Source organism: Streptomyces sp. NPDC048417 (genome assembly GCF_040651615.1).
In the GTDB taxonomy this organism is placed as follows: Bacteria; Actinomycetota; Actinomycetes; order Streptomycetales; family Streptomycetaceae; genus Streptomyces.
In genome coordinates this window covers 25,023-40,941 of sequence record NZ_JBEZKI010000010.1, presented here as the reverse complement: position 1 = coordinate 40,941, position 15,919 = coordinate 25,023, and the positions used below count along the sequence as shown (strand labels likewise).

Here is a 15,919-nt window from a genome sequence, read left to right as displayed (position 1 = left end):
CAGGGCACGCCGCGACCGGCGTACGACTCAGGGGCGGAGCAGCACCTTGCCCACCTTCGGATCACCGGCCCCCACCAGCTCGATGGCCTGCGGGAACCCGGTCAGCGGCAGCTCGTGCGTGACCAGCGGCAGCGGGTCGAGGAGTCCGGCCCCGAAGACCCGTACCGTGTGCGCCCAGGCATCCGGCGGCGCCCCGAAGACGGTGTGCACCTCCAGCTGCCGTACGACGAGGTCGGTCGGGTCCAGACCCTCGGCACCGGCGGCCGGGATGCCGGTCAGGACCAGGCGCCCGCCCCGCCGGAGCAGCGCGGCCGCGGTGCGCGCGGCGGACGCGGACCCGGCGGTCTCGATGACCACGTCGAAGTCGTCGGGGAGCTTCTGGTCCCTGGTACGGAAGTCGGTCGCCCCGAACTGCCGGGAGAGGGCCTCCCGGTCGTTCCGGGTCCCGACCACCAGCAGTTCACCCGGCGAGATCGCCTTCAGGAACTGCACGGCGAACATCCCGAGCGTCCCGGTGCCGACCACCGCGACCCGCTCACCCGGCCGCGCGCTGCCCTTCAGCGCGGCCGCCGCGATACAGGCGGCGGGTTCAAGGAGGGCGGCGGCGGTCAGATCCGCGTCGTCCGGCAGGGCGTGCAGCAGCCGGGCCGGCAGGGTGAGGGTGGCGGCCATGGCGCCCGGCTGGGTGAACCCGGTCTCCTCGTACCCGTCCGTGCACAGCGTGGTCTCACCGGCGTGGCACCGGTCGCACACCTGGCAGTTCCGGAACCCCTCGCCGACGACCTTGCGCCCGACGAGCGAGGCAGGCACCCCGGCCCCCACCCGGGAGACGGTCCCCGACCACTCGTGGCCGGGCGTCAGCGGGTAACGGACGTACCCCTCGGGCCGGTTCCCCTGGTACACCTCGCGGTCGCTTCCGCAAATCCCGACCGCGTGCACGGCGACCAGCGCCTCGCCGGGACCGGGGTCGCGGGGCGTGTGCTCCTCGACCCGGTGGACGCCCGGCGCCTCGACGACGACCTGGGAGCTCACTTGGTCCCCTTGGGCTTGCGCTGTTCCCAGCCGTCCGCCCAGAGGTCGAAGCGGGCCTGCTGCTGCGGGAACTCGGCGGCGGCGTCGGCGTCGAACTCGACCCCGAGACCGGGCGCGTCGGACAGCTGGAAGTACCCGTCGACGACCTCCGGCGCGCCCTTGACCACCTTCTTGATCTCGGCGTCGGCGAAGTCGTTGAAGTGCTCCAGGATCTTGAAGTTCGGGGAGGTGAACCCGACCTGGAGGGAGGCGGCGGTGAGCACCGAGCCGCCGACGTTGTGCGGGGCGACCAGCACGTAGTGGGTCTCGGCGGTGGCGGCGAGCTTCCGGGTCTCCCAGATACCGCCGATATGGCCGACGTCCGGCTGGATGACGTCCACGGCCTGGCTCTCGAAGAGCTCGCGGAACTCGATCCGGTCGTGGATGCGCTCACCGGTGGCGACCGGGATGTCCACCTTGGCGGCGACCTTCTCCAGCGCCTTCAGGTTCTCCGGCGGGCAGGGCTCCTCCAGCCAGGCCGGCTTGAAGGGCGCCAGCTCGCGCGCGAGCCGGACGGCCGTCGCGGGGGAGAAGCGGCCGTGCATCTCCAGCATCAGCTCGGCCTCCGGCCCGATGGCGTCCCGCACGGCCTCGATCAGCGACACGGAGTACAGCGTCTGCTCGTGGTCCAGCTCGAAGTGCCCGGTCCCGAACGGGTCGATCTTCAGCGCCTTGTACCCGCGCTCGATCACCCCCTGGGCGGCCTTGTGGTACGCCTCCGGCGTTCGCTCGGTCGTGTACCAGCCGTTGGCGTACGCCTTGACCCTGTCGGTCACCTTCCCGCCGAGCAGCTGCCACACCGGCACGCCCAGCGCCTTGCCCTTGATGTCCCAGCAGGCCATCTCCACCACGGCGATGCCGGACATGACGATCTCGCCCGCCCGGCCGTAGTCGCCGTACTTCATCCGGCGTACGAGGTCTTCCACTGCGAACGGGTCGGAACCGAGAATGTGGTTGGCCTCGGCCTCTCGCAGATAGCCGATCAGCGCGTCGGTGTGACCGAGCATCCGGGTCTCGCCGACTCCGGTGATCCCCTCGTCGGTGTGCACCTGGACGTACGTCAGGTTGCGCCACGGCGTCCCGACCACGTGTGTGCTGATTCCGGTGATGCGCACGGCAGTTGCCCCTCAGCTGTTCGAGATTTCGTCACACGTTCGAAATGCTGGCGCGACAGTAAGGACGGGACGGTCGGGGTGTCAATGGGTCGAACAGGTAACGGTTTCGGCAAGGCTTTCGACAGGTTTTCCGGTCTCCCACAGAACCTTCACAGGGCCGGGTGGTTAAGTGACCGGTGGGGAACTTAGTCTTCCCGCGTCATGGACTACTGCTACCCGTGCCGACGGCACCTCAATGGCGCCCTCGCCTGCCCGGGGTGCGGCGCTCCGGCCGAAACGCTACGCGCGTCCGCGCGGGAAGCGGCCGCCCCCGACCCGGCCGTGACCGACCCGGCCGTGACCGGTGAAGCCCCCTACCCGGAGACGGAGTTCCGCGAGGACGCACACGCGGCCGACGACGGTGACGACGGCGAGGGCGACGAGCCCGTGACGGGTGGCCGGGCGGACCGGCGGCGGGCGGCACGCGGGCGCGGCGGCCGGAGCCGGGGACGAGCCGCCGAGAGCCTTGCCGAGGGCGTCGAGGAGCCTTCCGCGGCCGACGGGAGCCGTCGTGACCGCAAGGCCGCGGCCCATCGCCGGCGGCGCCGCAGAATCCTGCTCGTGAGCGTGGCGTGCGTCCTGGCGGCGGGCAGCCTGAGCCTCGCCGAACTCGGCACGGACGCCATACCGTTCACGAGCCCGGGCCCGGCCTCGGCGGGCGGCGACAGCGCCGACGGCGGTACGTCGACGTCGTCCCCGGGTACGACGGCCCAGCCCCTGGACGACGCGTCCGGCGCGTCCGGCGCGGCGAGCTCCGCCTCGGCCGACCCGTCCGCCTCCGCGTCCCCCTCCGCGTCGAAGGACAAGGAGTCGAAGTCGCCGTCGGCGTCCCCGAAGGACACGTCGGCACAGTCGGCGACGACGGGCACGGCGACGAGGACACCGACGGCGGCACCGACCTCCACGGCGGGTTCGACGCCGACGGCCGACCCGACGACGTCGAACCCGGCCCCCACCCCGTCGCAGAGTGAGTGCACGCGGTTCCTGTGGTGGTGCTCGTAAGAACCGCTCGCGGCTTGCTGCCAAAGCAAATCGAGCAAACCGTGTCACATCCGCGGAACCCCCTCCGTCATAGGTGTGTATCCCGCTGAACCCAACGGAGGAACACACCATGGAAGCCCGTCTGAACCTCTTCGCCAGCCCCACCGCCAACAAGCTGATCAAGGCCTTCAACGGCGCGGGCAAGGCCGCCGGGGAGACGTCGATCCCCGCCGCCACCCTGGAGCTGGTCAAGATCCGCGCCAGCCAGATCAACGGCTGCGGCTTCTGCCTCGACATGCACACCAAGGACGCGACCGCCGCCGGCGAGACCCAGCAGCGCCTCCACATGGTCGGCGCCTGGCGCGAGGCGACCGTGTTCACCGACGCCGAGCGCGCCGCGCTGGAGCTGGCCGAGCAGGGCACCCGGATCGCCGACGCGGCGGGCGGGGTCCCCGACGAGGTGTGGGAGAACGCGGCCAAGCACTACACCGAAGAGGAACTCATCGCGCTGGTGGCGACGATCGCCCTGATCAACGCCTACAACCGGCTGAACGTCATCTTCCAGCAGCCGGCGGGCGACTACCGTCCCGGCCAGTTCGCGTAACGAGCACGCTCCAGAGGGGCTGCCACCGGCCGGTCTCGGCGGTGGCGCCCCTCTTACGCGTCCAGCATCCTCTGCAGCAGATCCCGCAGCGACAGCCGCTCCGCGTCCGACAGTCCCGCCAGCGGCTCCCGCGCGAAGCGCAACCCGTCGCGCAGCTCGCGGGCGACCCGCCGGCCCTCGTCCGTCGCCGCGGCCAGCTTCACCCGGCGGTCGGCCGGGTCGGGCCGTCGCTCCGCGAGCCCCCGCGCCTCCAGCCGGTCCACGATCCCCGTCACGTTCGACGGCTCGCACTTCAGCTTCTGCGCCAGCTTCCGCATCGGCAGCGGCTCCAGCGAGAGCAGGCTGAGCAGGCGCGCCTGCGCCCCGGTGAGCGCGTGCTCGCCCGCCGCCTCCTCGTAGTCCGCGTAGAAACGGGCCACGACATCCCCGATCAGCTCGACGACCTCGAGGGTCAGGGCGTCGGGTCGCTGGAGCTTCGCTGGGCTGGACTGTGAGGACGGCATGTGCCCAAGGGTACCCCGTTACTTGACATCATGAAATATTCAGGAGCATGGTTGTTTCAGGTACTGAAGTAATTAGGAAAGGCGCTTGTCATGATCAACCGCGAGTGGCACCTGGTCAGCCGTCCCGTCGGCTGGCCGAAGCCGGAGGATTTCGCCCTGGTCGAGGCGGAGGTTCCGACGCCGGGTGAGGGACAGGTGCTGGTACGGAACGCGTACCTCTCCGTCGACCCGTACATGCGCGGCCGGATGAGTGCCGCCAAGTCCTACGCCGCCCCCTTCGAGCTGGGCAAGGTCATGCAGGGCGGCGCGGTCGGCGAGGTCGTCGAGTCCAACGCCGAGGGCATCGCGGTCGGCGACCACGTCCTGCACTTCCTCGGCTGGCGCGAGTACGCGGTCGTGGACGCGAAGACCGCGGTCAAGGTCGACCCCGAGGCCGCGCCCCTGTCGACGTACCTCGGCGTCCTCGGCATGACCGGCCTCACCGCCTACGCGGGCCTGCTGCGCACCGCCTCCTTCAAGGAGGGCGACTCCGTCTTCGTCTCCGGCGCGGCCGGCGCGGTCGGCAGCCAGGTCGGCCAGATCGCCAGGCTCAAGGGCGCCTCGCGGGTGATCGGCTCGGCCGGCTCCGACGAGAAGGTCAAGCTGCTGGTCGAGGAGTACGGCTTCGACGCGGCCTTCAACTACAAGAACGGCCCGGTCGGCGAGCAGCTGCGCGCGGCCGCCCCGGACGGCGTCGACGTCTACTTCGACAACGTCGGCGGCGACCACCTGGAGGCCGCCATCGGCCAGCTGAACCGGGACGGCCGGATCGCGGTCTGCGGCATGATCTCCGTCTACAACAGCACCGAGCCCGTCCCCGGTCCGAAGAACCTCGCCCGTCTCATCCAGACCCGCGGCCGGATCGAGGGCTTCCTGGTCGGCGACCACTACGACCTGCAGCCGCAGTTCGTCGCCGAGGTCGGCCCGTGGGTGGCCTCCGGGCAGCTGAAGTACCGCGAGACGGTCGTCGAGGGCATCGAGAACAACCTGGAGGCGTTCCTCGGGGTCCTGCGCGGCGACAACACCGGGAAGATGATCGTAAAGCTCTGACCGCCGTGACGATCGGCTGAGATCCGTCGTTGCGCTGTACGGAGGCCGCACCCTTGGACGTGGGGTGCGGCCTCTCGGGTGCCGGGGCGCGTTTCAGCCGGCCAGAGCTGCCCGGTGCACCGCTCTCGCCAACCGGTCGTTCTCGGGCGCGGCTCCCCCCGGGAACGCGCACCTCCGGCGCGTGTAGCCGTAGGCGACCCCGCTCCGCGGATCCGCGAACGCCTGCGACCCCGCCGCACCGCTGTGCCCGATCGTGCCCGCGCCCAGGAACGGGTGCCAGGTGTCCGCCGTCGCCTGGAAACCCAGGCCGTACGACTTGTGGGCGCGCGCCACCAGGTCGTAGCCCACCGAGTGGAACTGGCCGAACTCCGCCACCGTGTCCTCCTTCAGCAGCGGGGCCTTGCCGTCGATCTCGCTGAGCAGCGCCGCGTACATCCCGGCCAGGCCGCGCGCCGAGGCCACCCCGCCGAACGACGCCGGGCCCTTGGCGCGGACCAGCGGGTCGTTGGGCAGGGCCGCCAGGTCCACGGGCTCGGCCGCGTGCTCGTTGAAGGCGATCCCGGCGAGCGTGTGCGGGCCGGACGGGAGGGCGTCGAGCAGCGCCTGCTGCTCGGGCGTCGGCCGCATCGGCCGGGTCGTGCGAAAGCGCGGCTCGTGCGCGGCCGGCAGGCCCAGGAAGAAGCTCAGACCGTACGGCGCCCGGACCCGCTCCTCGTACACGTCCTGGAGGGTACGGCCGGTCGCCCGCCGTACCACCTCGCCGGTGAGTGCGCCGATGACGAGGGCGTGGTAGCCGAAGGCGATGCCCGGGCGCCAGAACGGCCGCTGGTCGGCGAGGCGTTCGGCCATCGCCCGGTCGTCCGTCAGCTCCTGCGGGCTGAACCCGGTGTCGGTGCCGATCAGACCCGCCCGGTGCGCGACCAGCTCCCGCAGGGTCAGCGTGCCCTTGCCCTCCGCGGCGAACTCCGGCCAGTAGTAGGTGACTTTACGGTCCAGTTCCAGCGTGCCGTCCTGTACCAGCATCGCCACGACCAGGTGCGCGGCGCCCTTGGTGGACGAGAACACGCCGTAGAGGGAGTCCCCGTCGGACCCCTCGCCCGCCCACAGGTCGACAACCCGCCGGCCGTGGACGTACGCACACAACTGTCCCTCGTAGTCGGCCGGTTCGCCGGCGACGAAGGCGGCGAATTCCTCGCGCACCGCCTCGAAGCCCTCCGCGACCGTGCCCTGGACGGTGATCTCCTGCGTCATCCGCTCTCCTCAACCGAGCCGCCGCGGGCAGCTCCCATGGTGAACAACGCCCTGCTGGTTCCTGAGATCGGTACGGCGGGACGCACCCGTTCGACTCAACAGCGACCAGGAGGTCTTGGTGTCAGCGCCGTCCGATGGGTTCATGCCCCCACTGTGCCCCGGGACCGCGCCGGTAAAGTCTTCGCCATGCGTGATCTCGGGGTGGGCTTCGGATATCTGCTCAAGGGCCAGCGGTGGGTCGGCCGGCACGGCAAGCAGTACGGCTTCGGTCTGCTGCCCGGCCTGATCACCCTCGTCCTCTACGCGGCGGCGCTGGTCGCCCTCGCGATATGGGGAGAGGACTTCGTCGCCTGGGCCACCCCGTTCGCCGACGACTGGTCCAGCCCCTGGCTCGGGCTGTTCCGCGGCTTCCTCACCGCCGTGCTGTTCGCCCTCGGCCTCCTGCTCGCCGTCCTCACCTTCACCGCCGTCACGCTGCTGATCGGCCAGCCCTTCTACGAGAACCTCTCCGAGAAGGTCGACGCGGACGTCTCGCCCGACGGCACCGCGCCCGAGTCCGGGCTGCCGTTCTGGCGCGAGCTGTGGATCTCGGCCCGCGACAGCCTGCGCGTTCTGCTCCGGGCCGGCCTGTGGGGCCTGCTGCTCTTCGCCCTCGGCTTCCTGCCCCTCGTCGGGCAGACCGTCGTACCGGTCGTCGGGTTCTTCGTGACCGGCTTCTTCCTCACCGAGGAACTCGCCGCCGTCGCCCTCCAGCGCCGGGGCGTGGACCTGCGCGCCCGGCTCGCCCTGCTGCGCTCCCGCAAGACCCTGGTGTGGGGCTTCGGCACCCCGCTGGGCCTCGCCTTCCTGGTGCCCTTCGTCGCGGTGTTCCTGATGCCGGGCGCGGTCGCGGGCGCCACCCTCCTCGCCCGCGACCTGCTGGGCGAGGAGACGGCGCAGGAGGACCCGGATCAGGACCGGGACGAGGACCGGCGGGTCACTTCCTGAAGCTCGCGTCCGCCGCCACGGTCACGATCGCCCGCACCTGGTCGATGATGTCCACCCGGTTGCGCACGAACTCCGGGTCGGTCACCTCGGTGGTGTTCCCGGCCCCGAACTGCAGCACCGGCGTGTGCACATGCCCGCCGGGCAGGCTGTCGTGCAGCCCCAGCCGGTCGCGCAGCAGCGTGGCCCGATAGGCGATCTCGTTGGACAGATAGTCCCCGCCGCCCCCGGCCCGTGCCGTGGACCCGGGAGTCGGCCCGTCCGCCCGTACGACGGCCTCCGTGCCTCCCCCAGAGGGGGCACCCCCAGCCGGGATCTCGGTCACCTCGGTGTGGTCGTACACCGGGAACCGCCCGGTCGGCGCCGCCACGATCGCCGCGTACGGCAGGGTCGTGGTCGTCCACTGCGGCTGCGAGGCCGGGTCGGCGACCGGGACGGTCTCCGTCCGGCTCACGTTGTCGTTGTCGGGGAACCCGCCCCGCCACGCCCCGTTGGTCCGCTCCACGTCGAACCGCCCGACCCGCCCCTGGCTCACGGTCGTGAACAGGTCCACCTTCGGCAGATACGGCCGCAGCGTCCGCTCCACGGTCCCCTGCGCGAAGTCGCCCCACCGCACCGGGAAGACGGCCGTCTCCACCCGCGCGGGCCCCTGCGCGGTCTGTACGACCGTGCCGTCGAGGGCCAGCGCGCTCGCCCCGGACGGGTTGGAGATCCGGATGTCCCGGTCGAGTGTGAACGGGTCGAACCCGGTGACCAGGATCCGCCGCACGCCCTTGCCGGGATACCGGATGTCGGTCTGCCCGCGCGAGGTCCGCTCCAGCACGTCGAGCAGCGCCGCCCGCTGCCGCTCGCTCAGCCCGAACCCCGGCCCCCAGGTGCGCACGTCCCGGGTCATCCCGAGCCGCGCCCAGTACAGCGGCCGGTCGTCGTCCCGGCTGAGATCACCGGAGACCGGCCCCCGCCCCTGCGCCCGGTCCACGGCCCGCCGCCACAACGCGGACCCGTCCCGTACGACGATCCGCCGGGCCTGCGCGTACGAGTGCGCGCCGCCGAGCGCCCGCGCGAACCCCGGCGCCACGGCGTCGAACCCGGACCGCCGGAGTATCTCCTGCGGCACGGCCCCGTCGAGCCGCTGCTCCTCGACGGTGAGGGAGGACGGGGAGGACGGGGAGGACGGGGTGGACGGGGTGGACGAGGACGACGAGGACGACGAGGACGACGAGGACGACGAGGACGACGAGGACACGGTGGCCGCGTGTGCGGCGCCCGGGGCGAGCGCACCGGCCATCAGGGCGATTCCAAGAACACCGATCCGAACGCGCAGCGAAGTCACGGGAGTTGGCCTTCCGTCGCAGTGGGGTGCGTGGTGCCGTTCGGGCCGCAGTATCGCCTGCGGAGCGCGGTGCGGTCCACGCCGCGGGGCAGCGACCGTGCCGTCTCCCGGAGTGTTCGCGATGTGCGGCGGCTCCCGGGTGTTTGTGAAGGGTTCGTACGGGATAACTGTCAGGAGGGCGATCACCGGCCGTCGTCTCACAGGCGCGGCTAAGGTCTGGTGCGGGACCAGTCCCCCTTGAGCAGCCCCGGTCCGGGACCTGACCCCTGGACCGGGGCTTGCGGCTGCTCCGTCAGTCCCGCACCCCGAAGCCGTACACCGTCTCCGAGCGGTACACCGTGCCCGGGTCGAGGCGGGTGCTCGGGAACCCCGGGCGGTTGGGGGAGTCCGGGAAGTGCTGGGTCTCCAGGGCGACGCCGTCGCCCGGGGCGAAGGGGCCGGTCAGGTGCTCGGCCGTGTAGAGCTGGACGCCGGGCTCGGTGGTGGCCACGGTGAGGGTGCGGCCGGACGTCGGGTCGTGCAGCTCGGCGATCTCGGCGGGGGAGTCCGTGACCCCCTTGTCGAGGACCAGGTTGTGGTCGTAGCCGGAGCCCACCTTGCGGGCCGTACGGAAGTCGAACCGGGAGCCGGAGACGTCCGCCAGCTCCCCGGTCGGGATCAGGTCGCCGTCGACGGGGGTGTACCGGGAGGCGGCGATCCGGAGTTCATGGCCGCCCGCGTTCCCGGAGCCCGCGAGGTTGAAGTAGCTGTGGTTGGTGAGGTTCACCACGGTCGGCGCGTCGGTGACCGCCTCGTAGGAGACGCGCAGCGCGCCGGACGCGTCCAGCGTGTACGTCACGGTGAGCTCCAGCCGCCCCGGGAAGCCCTCCTCGCCGTGCGGGCTCACCCGCGTCAGCCGCACCCCGTGCTCGACGCCCTCGACCTCCCACACCCGCTTGTCGAAGCCGCGGGCGCCGCCGTGCAGGGAGTTGGGCCCGTTGTTCGGCTCCAGGGCGTAGGTCACGCCGTCCAGCGGGAAGCGGGCGTGAGCGATCCGGTTGGCGTACCGCCCGACCAGGGCGCCGAAGTACGGGCCCGGATGCTCCAGATAGCCGTCCAGGTCGGCGAACCCCAGCACCACGTTCGCCGTCCGCCCTCCCCCACTCTCGGCTTCGCTCGAGCGGGGGGACCCCCATCGGTCCGGGACCTCGACCGACTGCACGATGCCGCCGTACGACAGGACCCGCACCCGGGTCCCCGCGCGCTCCAGCGTCCAGCGGTGCACCTCGGTGCCGTCGGAAAGTGTGCCGAAAAGTTCGCTCATGAGGGAAACCCTAAGCCAAGGGTCTAGTCCACCGGATCCTTCGCGGTGATGGTCCGGTAGGCGATCGCGGCGAGCTTCGACTGACCGTCGGTGCTCGGATGGAACCAGTCCCAGTGACTCAACTGATCCGTGCCGAAGCGGTACTCGTACACCGCCCCGCCGTCGAAACGGCACCGGCGGTCCTTGGCGCAGACCTCCGCCAGCACCTTGTTGTAGTCCTCGACCCGCTGCTGCACCCGGTCCCGGCGCACGGTCGCCGCACTGGTCAGGTTGTCCGCGTCGGCCAGCATCGACGGGCAGATGCCCAGCCTCCAGATCTGCTTGCCCAGCGGACTGGTCCGTCCCTGCGACCACAGCCGCTTCAGATTGGGCACGCTCGACACGTACACCTGCGTCTTCGGCAGCGACTTCCGCAGGGTGCCCAGGGCGTCCTCGAACTGGGTGCGGAAGGCCGCCACGGACGTCATCGCGGACACCGACGTACGGCAGGCGTCGTTCGCCCCCGCCATCACCGTCACCAACTGCGGCCTGCGCACCACCGCGTCGGCCATCTGCCCGGACAGGTCGGCCATCCGGGCGCCGGTCACCGCGTAGTTCCAGCTGTGGTCGGCCGCCTTCGCCCGCCCCAGCAGCCGTACCGCCAGGCTGTCCACCTGGTCGCTGGTACCGGTCGCCCAGGACACCTCCGGGCAGTCCGAGAGCACCGTGCACGCGTCGAAGCCGCGGGTGATGGAGTCGCCGACGGCCGCGATCGAGGCCGGGCTGCGGTCCCACACCGGCACGGTCCGCGAGGCATGCGTCCGGCCGCTGTCGCCCCCCGAGGAGGAACCGCCGAACACGTCGCATCCGGCCAGCGCCAGAGCGGCGGTCGCGGCGACGACACCGATCAGGGCACGCGCACGCCGACGTCGCTGCTTCCGCATACCCCGCTGGTCCTCTCCGTCGGCTGGTTCGTCCCCCTTCATAACAACGCACGGGAGTTCCCACCCCCCGCCCTGCAACGGTCCACCCCCGTACAAGCGTCCCCCTGGGTGAATGGCAGGGGTTTCCTGGCTGTGGGACCGACGGTACGTCACACTCCTTGCGCCGCCGCACGGTAGCCTCGCCATCAACGCGGCCGTCGTGCCACTGCCGCCAGCCCGCCAGCAAGATGTCCCGCTCTGCCCGGAGGTTCCGGTGACGACACGTGGAGTTCTGTACGTGCACTCCGCGCCGCGCGCGCTGTGCCCGCACGTCGAGTGGGCCGTCGCCGGGGTGCTCGGCACGCGCGTCAACCTCGACTGGATCCGGCAGCCGGCGGCGCCCGGCACCTGGCGCTCCGAGTTCTCCTGGCAGGGCGAGGTCGGCACGGCCTCCAAACTGGCCTCCGCGCTGCGCGGCTGGCAGCTGCTGCGCTTCGAGGTCACGGCCGAGCCCTGCGCGAAGGCCGAGGGCGAGCGCTACAGCTGCACCCCCGACCTCGGCATCTTCCACGCGGTCACCGGAATGCACGGCGACATCCTGATCCCGGAGGACCGCCTGAGGGCCGCGATGACCCGCTCACGGAGCGGCGAGACCGACCTGGAGGCCGAGATCTCCAAACTCCTCGGCAAGCCCTGGGACGACGAACTGGAGCCGTTCCGCTACGCGGGCGAGGGCGCCCCGGTGCGCTGGCTCCACCAGGTGGTCTGAGCGCGTCGGCTTCCGCCGGAAGTGCCGCGGTCTGCCTCCCGTCTGCCGTCTGCCGTCTGCGGCGCGGTCGTGGCTGATCGCGCAGTTCCCCGCGCCCCTGAGGGGGCTCTGCTGAACGCCCCTTCAGGGGCGCGGGGAACTGCGCGACAAGCCCCCACTCACCGTCAGCCGACCACGAGACGCACTGTGGCCCGAACTCCAGCCGACGGAGTCCGGGCCACAAGCCTTGGTGCAACGCTTCTCACAGGGTCCGGAACGCAAGGACCACGTTGTGCCCACCGAACCCGAACGAGTCGTTCAGCACGGCGATCCGCCCCTCGGGCAGCGCACGCGCCTCACCCCGCACCACATCCGCGTTGACCTCGGGGTCGAGGCTGTCCAGGTTGATGGTCGGCGGTGCCGTACGGTTCACCAGCGCCAGGATCGACGCGACGGTCTCGATACCACCCGCACCGCCCAGCAGGTGACCCGTCATCGACTTGGTCGCCGAGATGGCCATGTGGTCGACATCGTCGCCGAACACCTTCCGCAGCGCCTTGATCTCGGCCACGTCACCCTGCGGCGTCGACGTCGCGTGCGCGTTGACGTGCACGATCTCGGCCGGCTTCAGATCCGTGTTGTCGAGCAGGTTCTGCAGCGCGTGCGCGATGCCGTTGCCCGACGGCTCCGGCTGCGTGATGTGGTGCGCGTCGGCCGAGATGCCCTGCCCGACCGCCTCGACGTAGATCCGCGCCCCGCGCGCCTTCGCGTGCTCCTCGGACTCCAGGATGATCACGCCCGCGCCCTCACCGAGGACGAAGCCGTTCCGGCCGGAGTCGTAGGGACGCGACGCACCCTCGGGGTCGTCGTTGTTCTTGGACATCGCCATCATGTTGCCGAAGGCGACGATCGGCAGCGGGTGGATCGCCGCCTCCGTGCCGCCGGCCACGACGATGTCCGCACGCCCGGTGCGGATCATCTCGATGGCGTACCCGATGGCCTCGGCGCCGGAGGCGCAGGCCGACACGGGGGTGTGCACACCGGCCCGCGCACCCAGCTCGATACCGACGTTGGCGGCCGGCGAGTTGGGCATCAGCATCGGCACGGTGTGCGGGGAGACTCGGCGTACGCCCTTCTCCTTGAGCACGTCGTACTGGTCGAGCAGGGTCGTCACACCACCGATGCCGGAGGCGATGACGGCGCCGACCCGGTCGGGGTTGGCGGACGAGTCCTCACCGGCCTTGGCGGTGAAACCGGCGTCCTTCCAGGCCTCCTGGGCGGCGATCAGCGCGAACTGCGCGGACCGGTCCAGCTTGCGGGCCTGCGGGCGCGGGATGATCTCGCCCGGTTCGACGGCGATCTGTGCCGCGATACGGACGGGCAGCTCTGCCGCCCAGTCCTGCTCCAGGAGGCGGACACCGGACTTGCCGGCAGTCAGGGCCTCCCAGAACGAAGCTGCGTCGCCACCCAGCGGTGTGGTTGCGCCGATACCGGTGACGACCACGGTGCGATTGGTCGGGCTCACGGGAATTCTTTCTCCAACGGATACGGGATTCGACGGCGCCACCGCCGGGTGGCGGGGCCTCGCAGTCCGGGAACCGGCCGGGGACCCGGGCGTGCTGCCCGAGGCCCGGCGCGGAACTCAGTCCTGGTGCTTGAGGATGTAGTTGGTGGCGTCCCCGACGGTCTTCAGGTTCTTGACGTCCTCGTCCGGGATCTTGACGTCGAAGCGCTCTTCGGCGGCGACGACGACCTCGACCATGGACAGCGAGTCGACGTCCAGGTCGTCGGTGAAGGACTTGTCCAGCTGGACGTCCTCCACGGGGATCCCGGCGATCTCGTTCACGATCTCGGCGAGACCGTCGACGATCTCCTTCTCAGTGGCGGCCATGTCAGGCGCTCCTTCTTAGATGTTCCAGACGGTTGCTGCGGTGTTGCTGGCGGCGTTTCCGGTACCGGATGCATGATCCGGCACGGAGTGCCTAGGGGAGGGTAACGACAGTGGCGGCGTAGACGAGACCCGCCCCGAACCCGATGACGAGCGCGGTGTCGCCGCTCTTCGCCTCGCCGGTCGCCAGGAGCCGCTCCATCGCGAGCGGGATCGAGGCGGCCGAGGTGTTGCCGGTGGTGCGGATGTCACGGGCGACCGTGACGTGCTCCGGCAGCTTGAGAGTCTTCACCATCGAGTCGATGATCCGCACATTGGCCTGGTGCGGGATGAAGACGTCCAGGTCGTCCGCGCTGATTCCGGCCGCGTCCAGCGCCTGCTGGGCGACCTTCGCCATCTCGAACACGGCCCAGCGGAACACCGCCTGGCCCTCCTGCGTGATCGCCGGGAACTTGACGTTGCCCTGGCTGTCCAGCGGAAGTTCCGACACGTCGCCGATCCGGAACCGGTTCCACGGGACGGTCTGCTTGATGGTCTCCGACTTGTCGCCCTCCGAGCCCCAGACCGTCGGGCCGATCGCCGGGTCCTGCGAGGGGCCGACCACGACCGCGCCCGCGCCGTCACCGAACAGGAAGGCCGTGGCCCGGTCCTCCAGGTCGGTCAGGTCGCTGAGCCGCTCCACGCCGATGACGAGCACGTACTCGGCGGAACCCTCCACCACCATGCCCTTGGCGAGCGTGAGGCCGTAGCCGAAGCCCGCGCAGCCGGCGGAGATGTCGAAGGCGGCGGCCTTGTTCGTCCCCAGCTTGTCGGCGATCTCGGTCGCCACGGCCGGGGTCTGGCTGAAGTGCGAGACCGTCGAGACGACCACGGCGCCGATCTGCTCGGCGGAGATGCCCGCGTCCGCGATCGCCTTGCCGGAGGCCTCGATCGACATCGCGGCAACGGTCTCGTCCGGGCCCGCCCAGTGCCGGGTCTCGATGCCGGAGCGCGACCGGATCCACTCGTCGGACGAGTCGATCGTCTCCAGGATCACCTCGTTGGGCACCACGCGGGTCGGGCGGTAGCCGCCGACGCCGAGGATGCGCGCGTACGGCGCACCCTTGCTGGGCTTGATCTTCGACATCGCAGTGGGCTCCTAATTCAGCTGTGCTCGGCGATGAGCTCGCGGGCCGCGTCGAGGTCGTCGGGGGTCTTCAGGGCCAGCGTCTTCACGCCGGGCAGCGCGCGCTTGGCCAGGCCGGTCAGGGTGCCGCCGGGGCACACCTCCAGGAGGGCGGTCACGCCGAGCTCCTTGAAGGTCTCCATGCACAGGTCCCAGCGGACCGGGTTGGCGACCTGCCCGACCAGCCGGTCCACGATCTTGTCGCCGGAGGCGACGGCCCGCCCGTCCCTGTTGGAGACGTAGGTGAGCTTCGGATCGGCGGGGATGAGCTCCTTGGCGGCCTCGGCCAGCTTGTCGACCGCGGGCGCCATGTGGTGCGTGTGGAAGGCGCCGGCGACCTTGAGCGCGACGACCTTGCGGACGCCCTCGGGCTTGTCCTCGCTCAGCGCGGCGAGCTGCTCCAGGGTGCCCGCGGCCACGATCTGACCGGCGCCGTTGATGTTCGCCGGGGTCAGGCCCAGCTTCTCCAGGTGCGCCACCGACACGTCCGGGTCGCCGCCGAGCAGCGCCGACATACCGGTCTCGGTGATCGCGGCGGCCTCGGCCATCGCCACACCCCGCTTGCGGACCAGGCGCAGCGCGTCGGTGTCGTCCAGGACGCCCGCGAAGACGGCGGCGGTGATCTCACCGACGCTGTGCCCCGCGACCGCGCCCGGCGCGATGTCCGTCATGGCACCGAGTGCCGCGCCGGACAGGATCCCGGCGGCGACGAGCAGCGGCTGCGCGATCGCGGTGTCCCGGATCTCGTCCGCGTCGGCGTTCGTGCCGTAGTGCACCAGATCGAGCCCGATGGCCTCGGACCATTCACGCAAACGGTCCTGGGCACCGGGGAGTTCGAGCCAGGGGGTCAGGAAGCCGGGCGCCTGGGCGCCCTGGCCGGGAGCGACGAGTACGAGCACTCTCACACTCTCTCTTGGGGAGCCCCACGGCCGCCCGTGGGGAC

Annotated in this window: 16 protein-coding genes; 5 read left to right on the top strand and 11 right to left on the bottom strand. The window is 71.1% G+C overall.

The genetic code is table 11. The annotated features are described in order from the left end of the window. Positions 1-27 precede the first annotated feature (27 nt). Both AB0D59_RS17325 and AB0D59_RS17320 read right to left on the bottom strand, forming a co-directional pair. Positions 28-1,032, bottom strand: a complete 1,005-nt coding sequence (locus AB0D59_RS17325; RefSeq protein ID WP_362565628.1) for an alcohol dehydrogenase catalytic domain-containing protein — start codon at positions 1,030-1,032, stop codon at positions 28-30. After that, on the bottom strand, positions 1,029-2,186 hold the full coding sequence (locus tag AB0D59_RS17320; RefSeq protein WP_362565626.1) for a mandelate racemase/muconate lactonizing enzyme family protein: 1,158 nt from the start codon (positions 2,184-2,186) through the stop codon (positions 1,029-1,031). Before AB0D59_RS17320 ends, AB0D59_RS17325 begins: the two co-directional genes overlap by 4 nt. Positions 2,187-2,387: 201 nt before the next feature. Here AB0D59_RS17320 and AB0D59_RS17315 point away from each other — a divergent pair, with 201 nt between their 5' ends. Both AB0D59_RS17315 and AB0D59_RS17310 read left to right on the top strand, forming a co-directional pair. Beyond that, on the top strand, positions 2,388-3,227 hold the full coding sequence (locus AB0D59_RS17315; RefSeq protein WP_362565624.1) for a hypothetical protein: 840 nt from the start codon (positions 2,388-2,390) through the stop codon (positions 3,225-3,227). A gap of 109 nt (positions 3,228-3,336) precedes the next feature. Beyond that, on the top strand, positions 3,337-3,810 hold the full coding sequence (locus tag AB0D59_RS17310; protein WP_362565623.1) for a carboxymuconolactone decarboxylase family protein: 474 nt from the start codon (positions 3,337-3,339) through the stop codon (positions 3,808-3,810). 53 nt (positions 3,811-3,863) lie between these two features. Here AB0D59_RS17310 and AB0D59_RS17305 read toward each other — a convergent pair whose 3' ends face one another. Continuing rightward, positions 3,864-4,313, bottom strand: a complete 450-nt coding sequence (locus tag AB0D59_RS17305) for a MarR family transcriptional regulator (RefSeq protein ID WP_362565621.1) — start codon at positions 4,311-4,313, stop codon at positions 3,864-3,866. A 90-nt stretch (positions 4,314-4,403) separates the two neighbouring features. On the opposite strand from AB0D59_RS17305, the gene AB0D59_RS17300 reads away from it, so the two are divergent. Next, positions 4,404-5,402: an NADP-dependent oxidoreductase gene (locus AB0D59_RS17300; protein WP_362565619.1), complete on the top strand. Its 999-nt coding sequence runs from the start codon at positions 4,404-4,406 to the stop codon at positions 5,400-5,402. Positions 5,403-5,495: 93 nt separating this feature from the next. Here the strand turns inward: AB0D59_RS17300 and AB0D59_RS17295 are convergent, their stop codons facing one another. Next, positions 5,496-6,653, bottom strand: coding sequence for a serine hydrolase domain-containing protein (locus tag AB0D59_RS17295; protein ID WP_362565617.1), 1,158 nt, complete (start codon positions 6,651-6,653; stop codon positions 5,496-5,498). A 186-nt stretch (positions 6,654-6,839) separates the two neighbouring features. On the opposite strand from AB0D59_RS17295, the gene AB0D59_RS17290 reads away from it, so the two are divergent. After that, a complete protein-coding gene (locus tag AB0D59_RS17290; protein ID WP_362565616.1) occupies positions 6,840-7,640 on the top strand; it encodes an EI24 domain-containing protein in 801 nt (266 codons plus the stop codon). Here the strand turns inward: AB0D59_RS17290 and AB0D59_RS17285 are convergent. The 3 genes from AB0D59_RS17285 to AB0D59_RS17275 form a co-directional block, all read right to left on the bottom strand. After that, positions 7,630-8,970 (bottom strand): pyroglutamyl peptidase, encoded by a 1,341-nt coding sequence (locus tag AB0D59_RS17285; protein ID WP_362565615.1) that lies wholly within the window; start codon positions 8,968-8,970, stop codon positions 7,630-7,632. The genes AB0D59_RS17290 and AB0D59_RS17285 overlap by 11 nt on opposite strands. Positions 8,971-9,262: 292 nt before the next feature. Further along, positions 9,263-10,273, bottom strand: a complete 1,011-nt coding sequence (locus AB0D59_RS17280; protein ID WP_362565613.1) for an aldose epimerase family protein — start codon at positions 10,271-10,273, stop codon at positions 9,263-9,265. A 23-nt stretch (positions 10,274-10,296) separates the two neighbouring features. Continuing rightward, complete coding sequence (locus AB0D59_RS17275; RefSeq protein WP_362565611.1) at positions 10,297-11,196, bottom strand: SGNH/GDSL hydrolase family protein; 900 nt, start codon at positions 11,194-11,196, stop codon at positions 10,297-10,299. 253 nt (positions 11,197-11,449) lie between these two features. Here AB0D59_RS17275 and AB0D59_RS17270 point away from each other — a divergent pair, with 253 nt between their 5' ends. Next, positions 11,450-11,944, top strand: coding sequence for a DUF3145 domain-containing protein (locus tag AB0D59_RS17270; RefSeq protein WP_362565609.1), 495 nt, complete (start codon positions 11,450-11,452; stop codon positions 11,942-11,944). 241 nt (positions 11,945-12,185) lie between these two features. Here the strand turns inward: AB0D59_RS17270 and fabF are convergent, their stop codons facing one another. From fabF to AB0D59_RS17250, 4 genes are all read right to left on the bottom strand, one after another. Next, positions 12,186-13,448, bottom strand: coding sequence for a beta-ketoacyl-ACP synthase II (gene fabF, locus AB0D59_RS17265; RefSeq protein WP_362565607.1), 1,263 nt, complete (start codon positions 13,446-13,448; stop codon positions 12,186-12,188). 117 nt (positions 13,449-13,565) lie between these two features. Continuing rightward, positions 13,566-13,814 carry an acyl carrier protein gene (locus AB0D59_RS17260; protein ID WP_351731548.1) on the bottom strand — a complete coding sequence of 83 codons (249 nt, stop codon included), beginning with the start codon at positions 13,812-13,814 and terminating at the stop codon, positions 13,566-13,568. Positions 13,815-13,905: 91 nt separating this feature from the next. Further along, entirely contained in the window at positions 13,906-14,937 is a 1,032-nt protein-coding gene (locus AB0D59_RS17255; RefSeq protein ID WP_362565605.1) for a ketoacyl-ACP synthase III, read from the bottom strand. Between the two features lie 17 nt (positions 14,938-14,954). Continuing rightward, positions 14,955-15,875 carry an ACP S-malonyltransferase gene (locus AB0D59_RS17250; RefSeq protein ID WP_362565603.1) on the bottom strand — a complete coding sequence of 307 codons (921 nt, stop codon included), beginning with the start codon at positions 15,873-15,875 and terminating at the stop codon, positions 14,955-14,957. Positions 15,876-15,919: the final 44 nt, after the last annotated feature.

Coding starts and splice junctions, on each gene's coding strand:
- AB0D59_RS17300 (WP_362565619.1), top strand. CDS start 4,404: ATGATCAACCGCGAGTGGCACCTGGTCAGCCGTCCCGTCGGCTGGCCG.
- AB0D59_RS17310 (WP_362565623.1), top strand. CDS start 3,337: ATGGAAGCCCGTCTGAACCTCTTCGCCAGCCCCACCGCCAACAAGCTG.
- AB0D59_RS17255 (WP_362565605.1), bottom strand. CDS start 14,937: ATGTCGAAGATCAAGCCCAGCAAGGGTGCGCCGTACGCGCGCATCCTC.
- AB0D59_RS17315 (WP_362565624.1), top strand. CDS start 2,388: ATGGACTACTGCTACCCGTGCCGACGGCACCTCAATGGCGCCCTCGCC.
- AB0D59_RS17280 (WP_362565613.1), bottom strand. CDS start 10,273: ATGAGCGAACTTTTCGGCACACTTTCCGACGGCACCGAGGTGCACCGC.
- AB0D59_RS17290 (WP_362565616.1), top strand. CDS start 6,840: ATGCGTGATCTCGGGGTGGGCTTCGGATATCTGCTCAAGGGCCAGCGG.
- AB0D59_RS17260 (WP_351731548.1), bottom strand. CDS start 13,814: ATGGCCGCCACTGAGAAGGAGATCGTCGACGGTCTCGCCGAGATCGTG.
- AB0D59_RS17305 (WP_362565621.1), bottom strand. CDS start 4,313: ATGCCGTCCTCACAGTCCAGCCCAGCGAAGCTCCAGCGACCCGACGCC.
- AB0D59_RS17295 (WP_362565617.1), bottom strand. CDS start 6,653: ATGACGCAGGAGATCACCGTCCAGGGCACGGTCGCGGAGGGCTTCGAG.
- AB0D59_RS17275 (WP_362565611.1), bottom strand. CDS start 11,196: ATGCGGAAGCAGCGACGTCGGCGTGCGCGTGCCCTGATCGGTGTCGTC.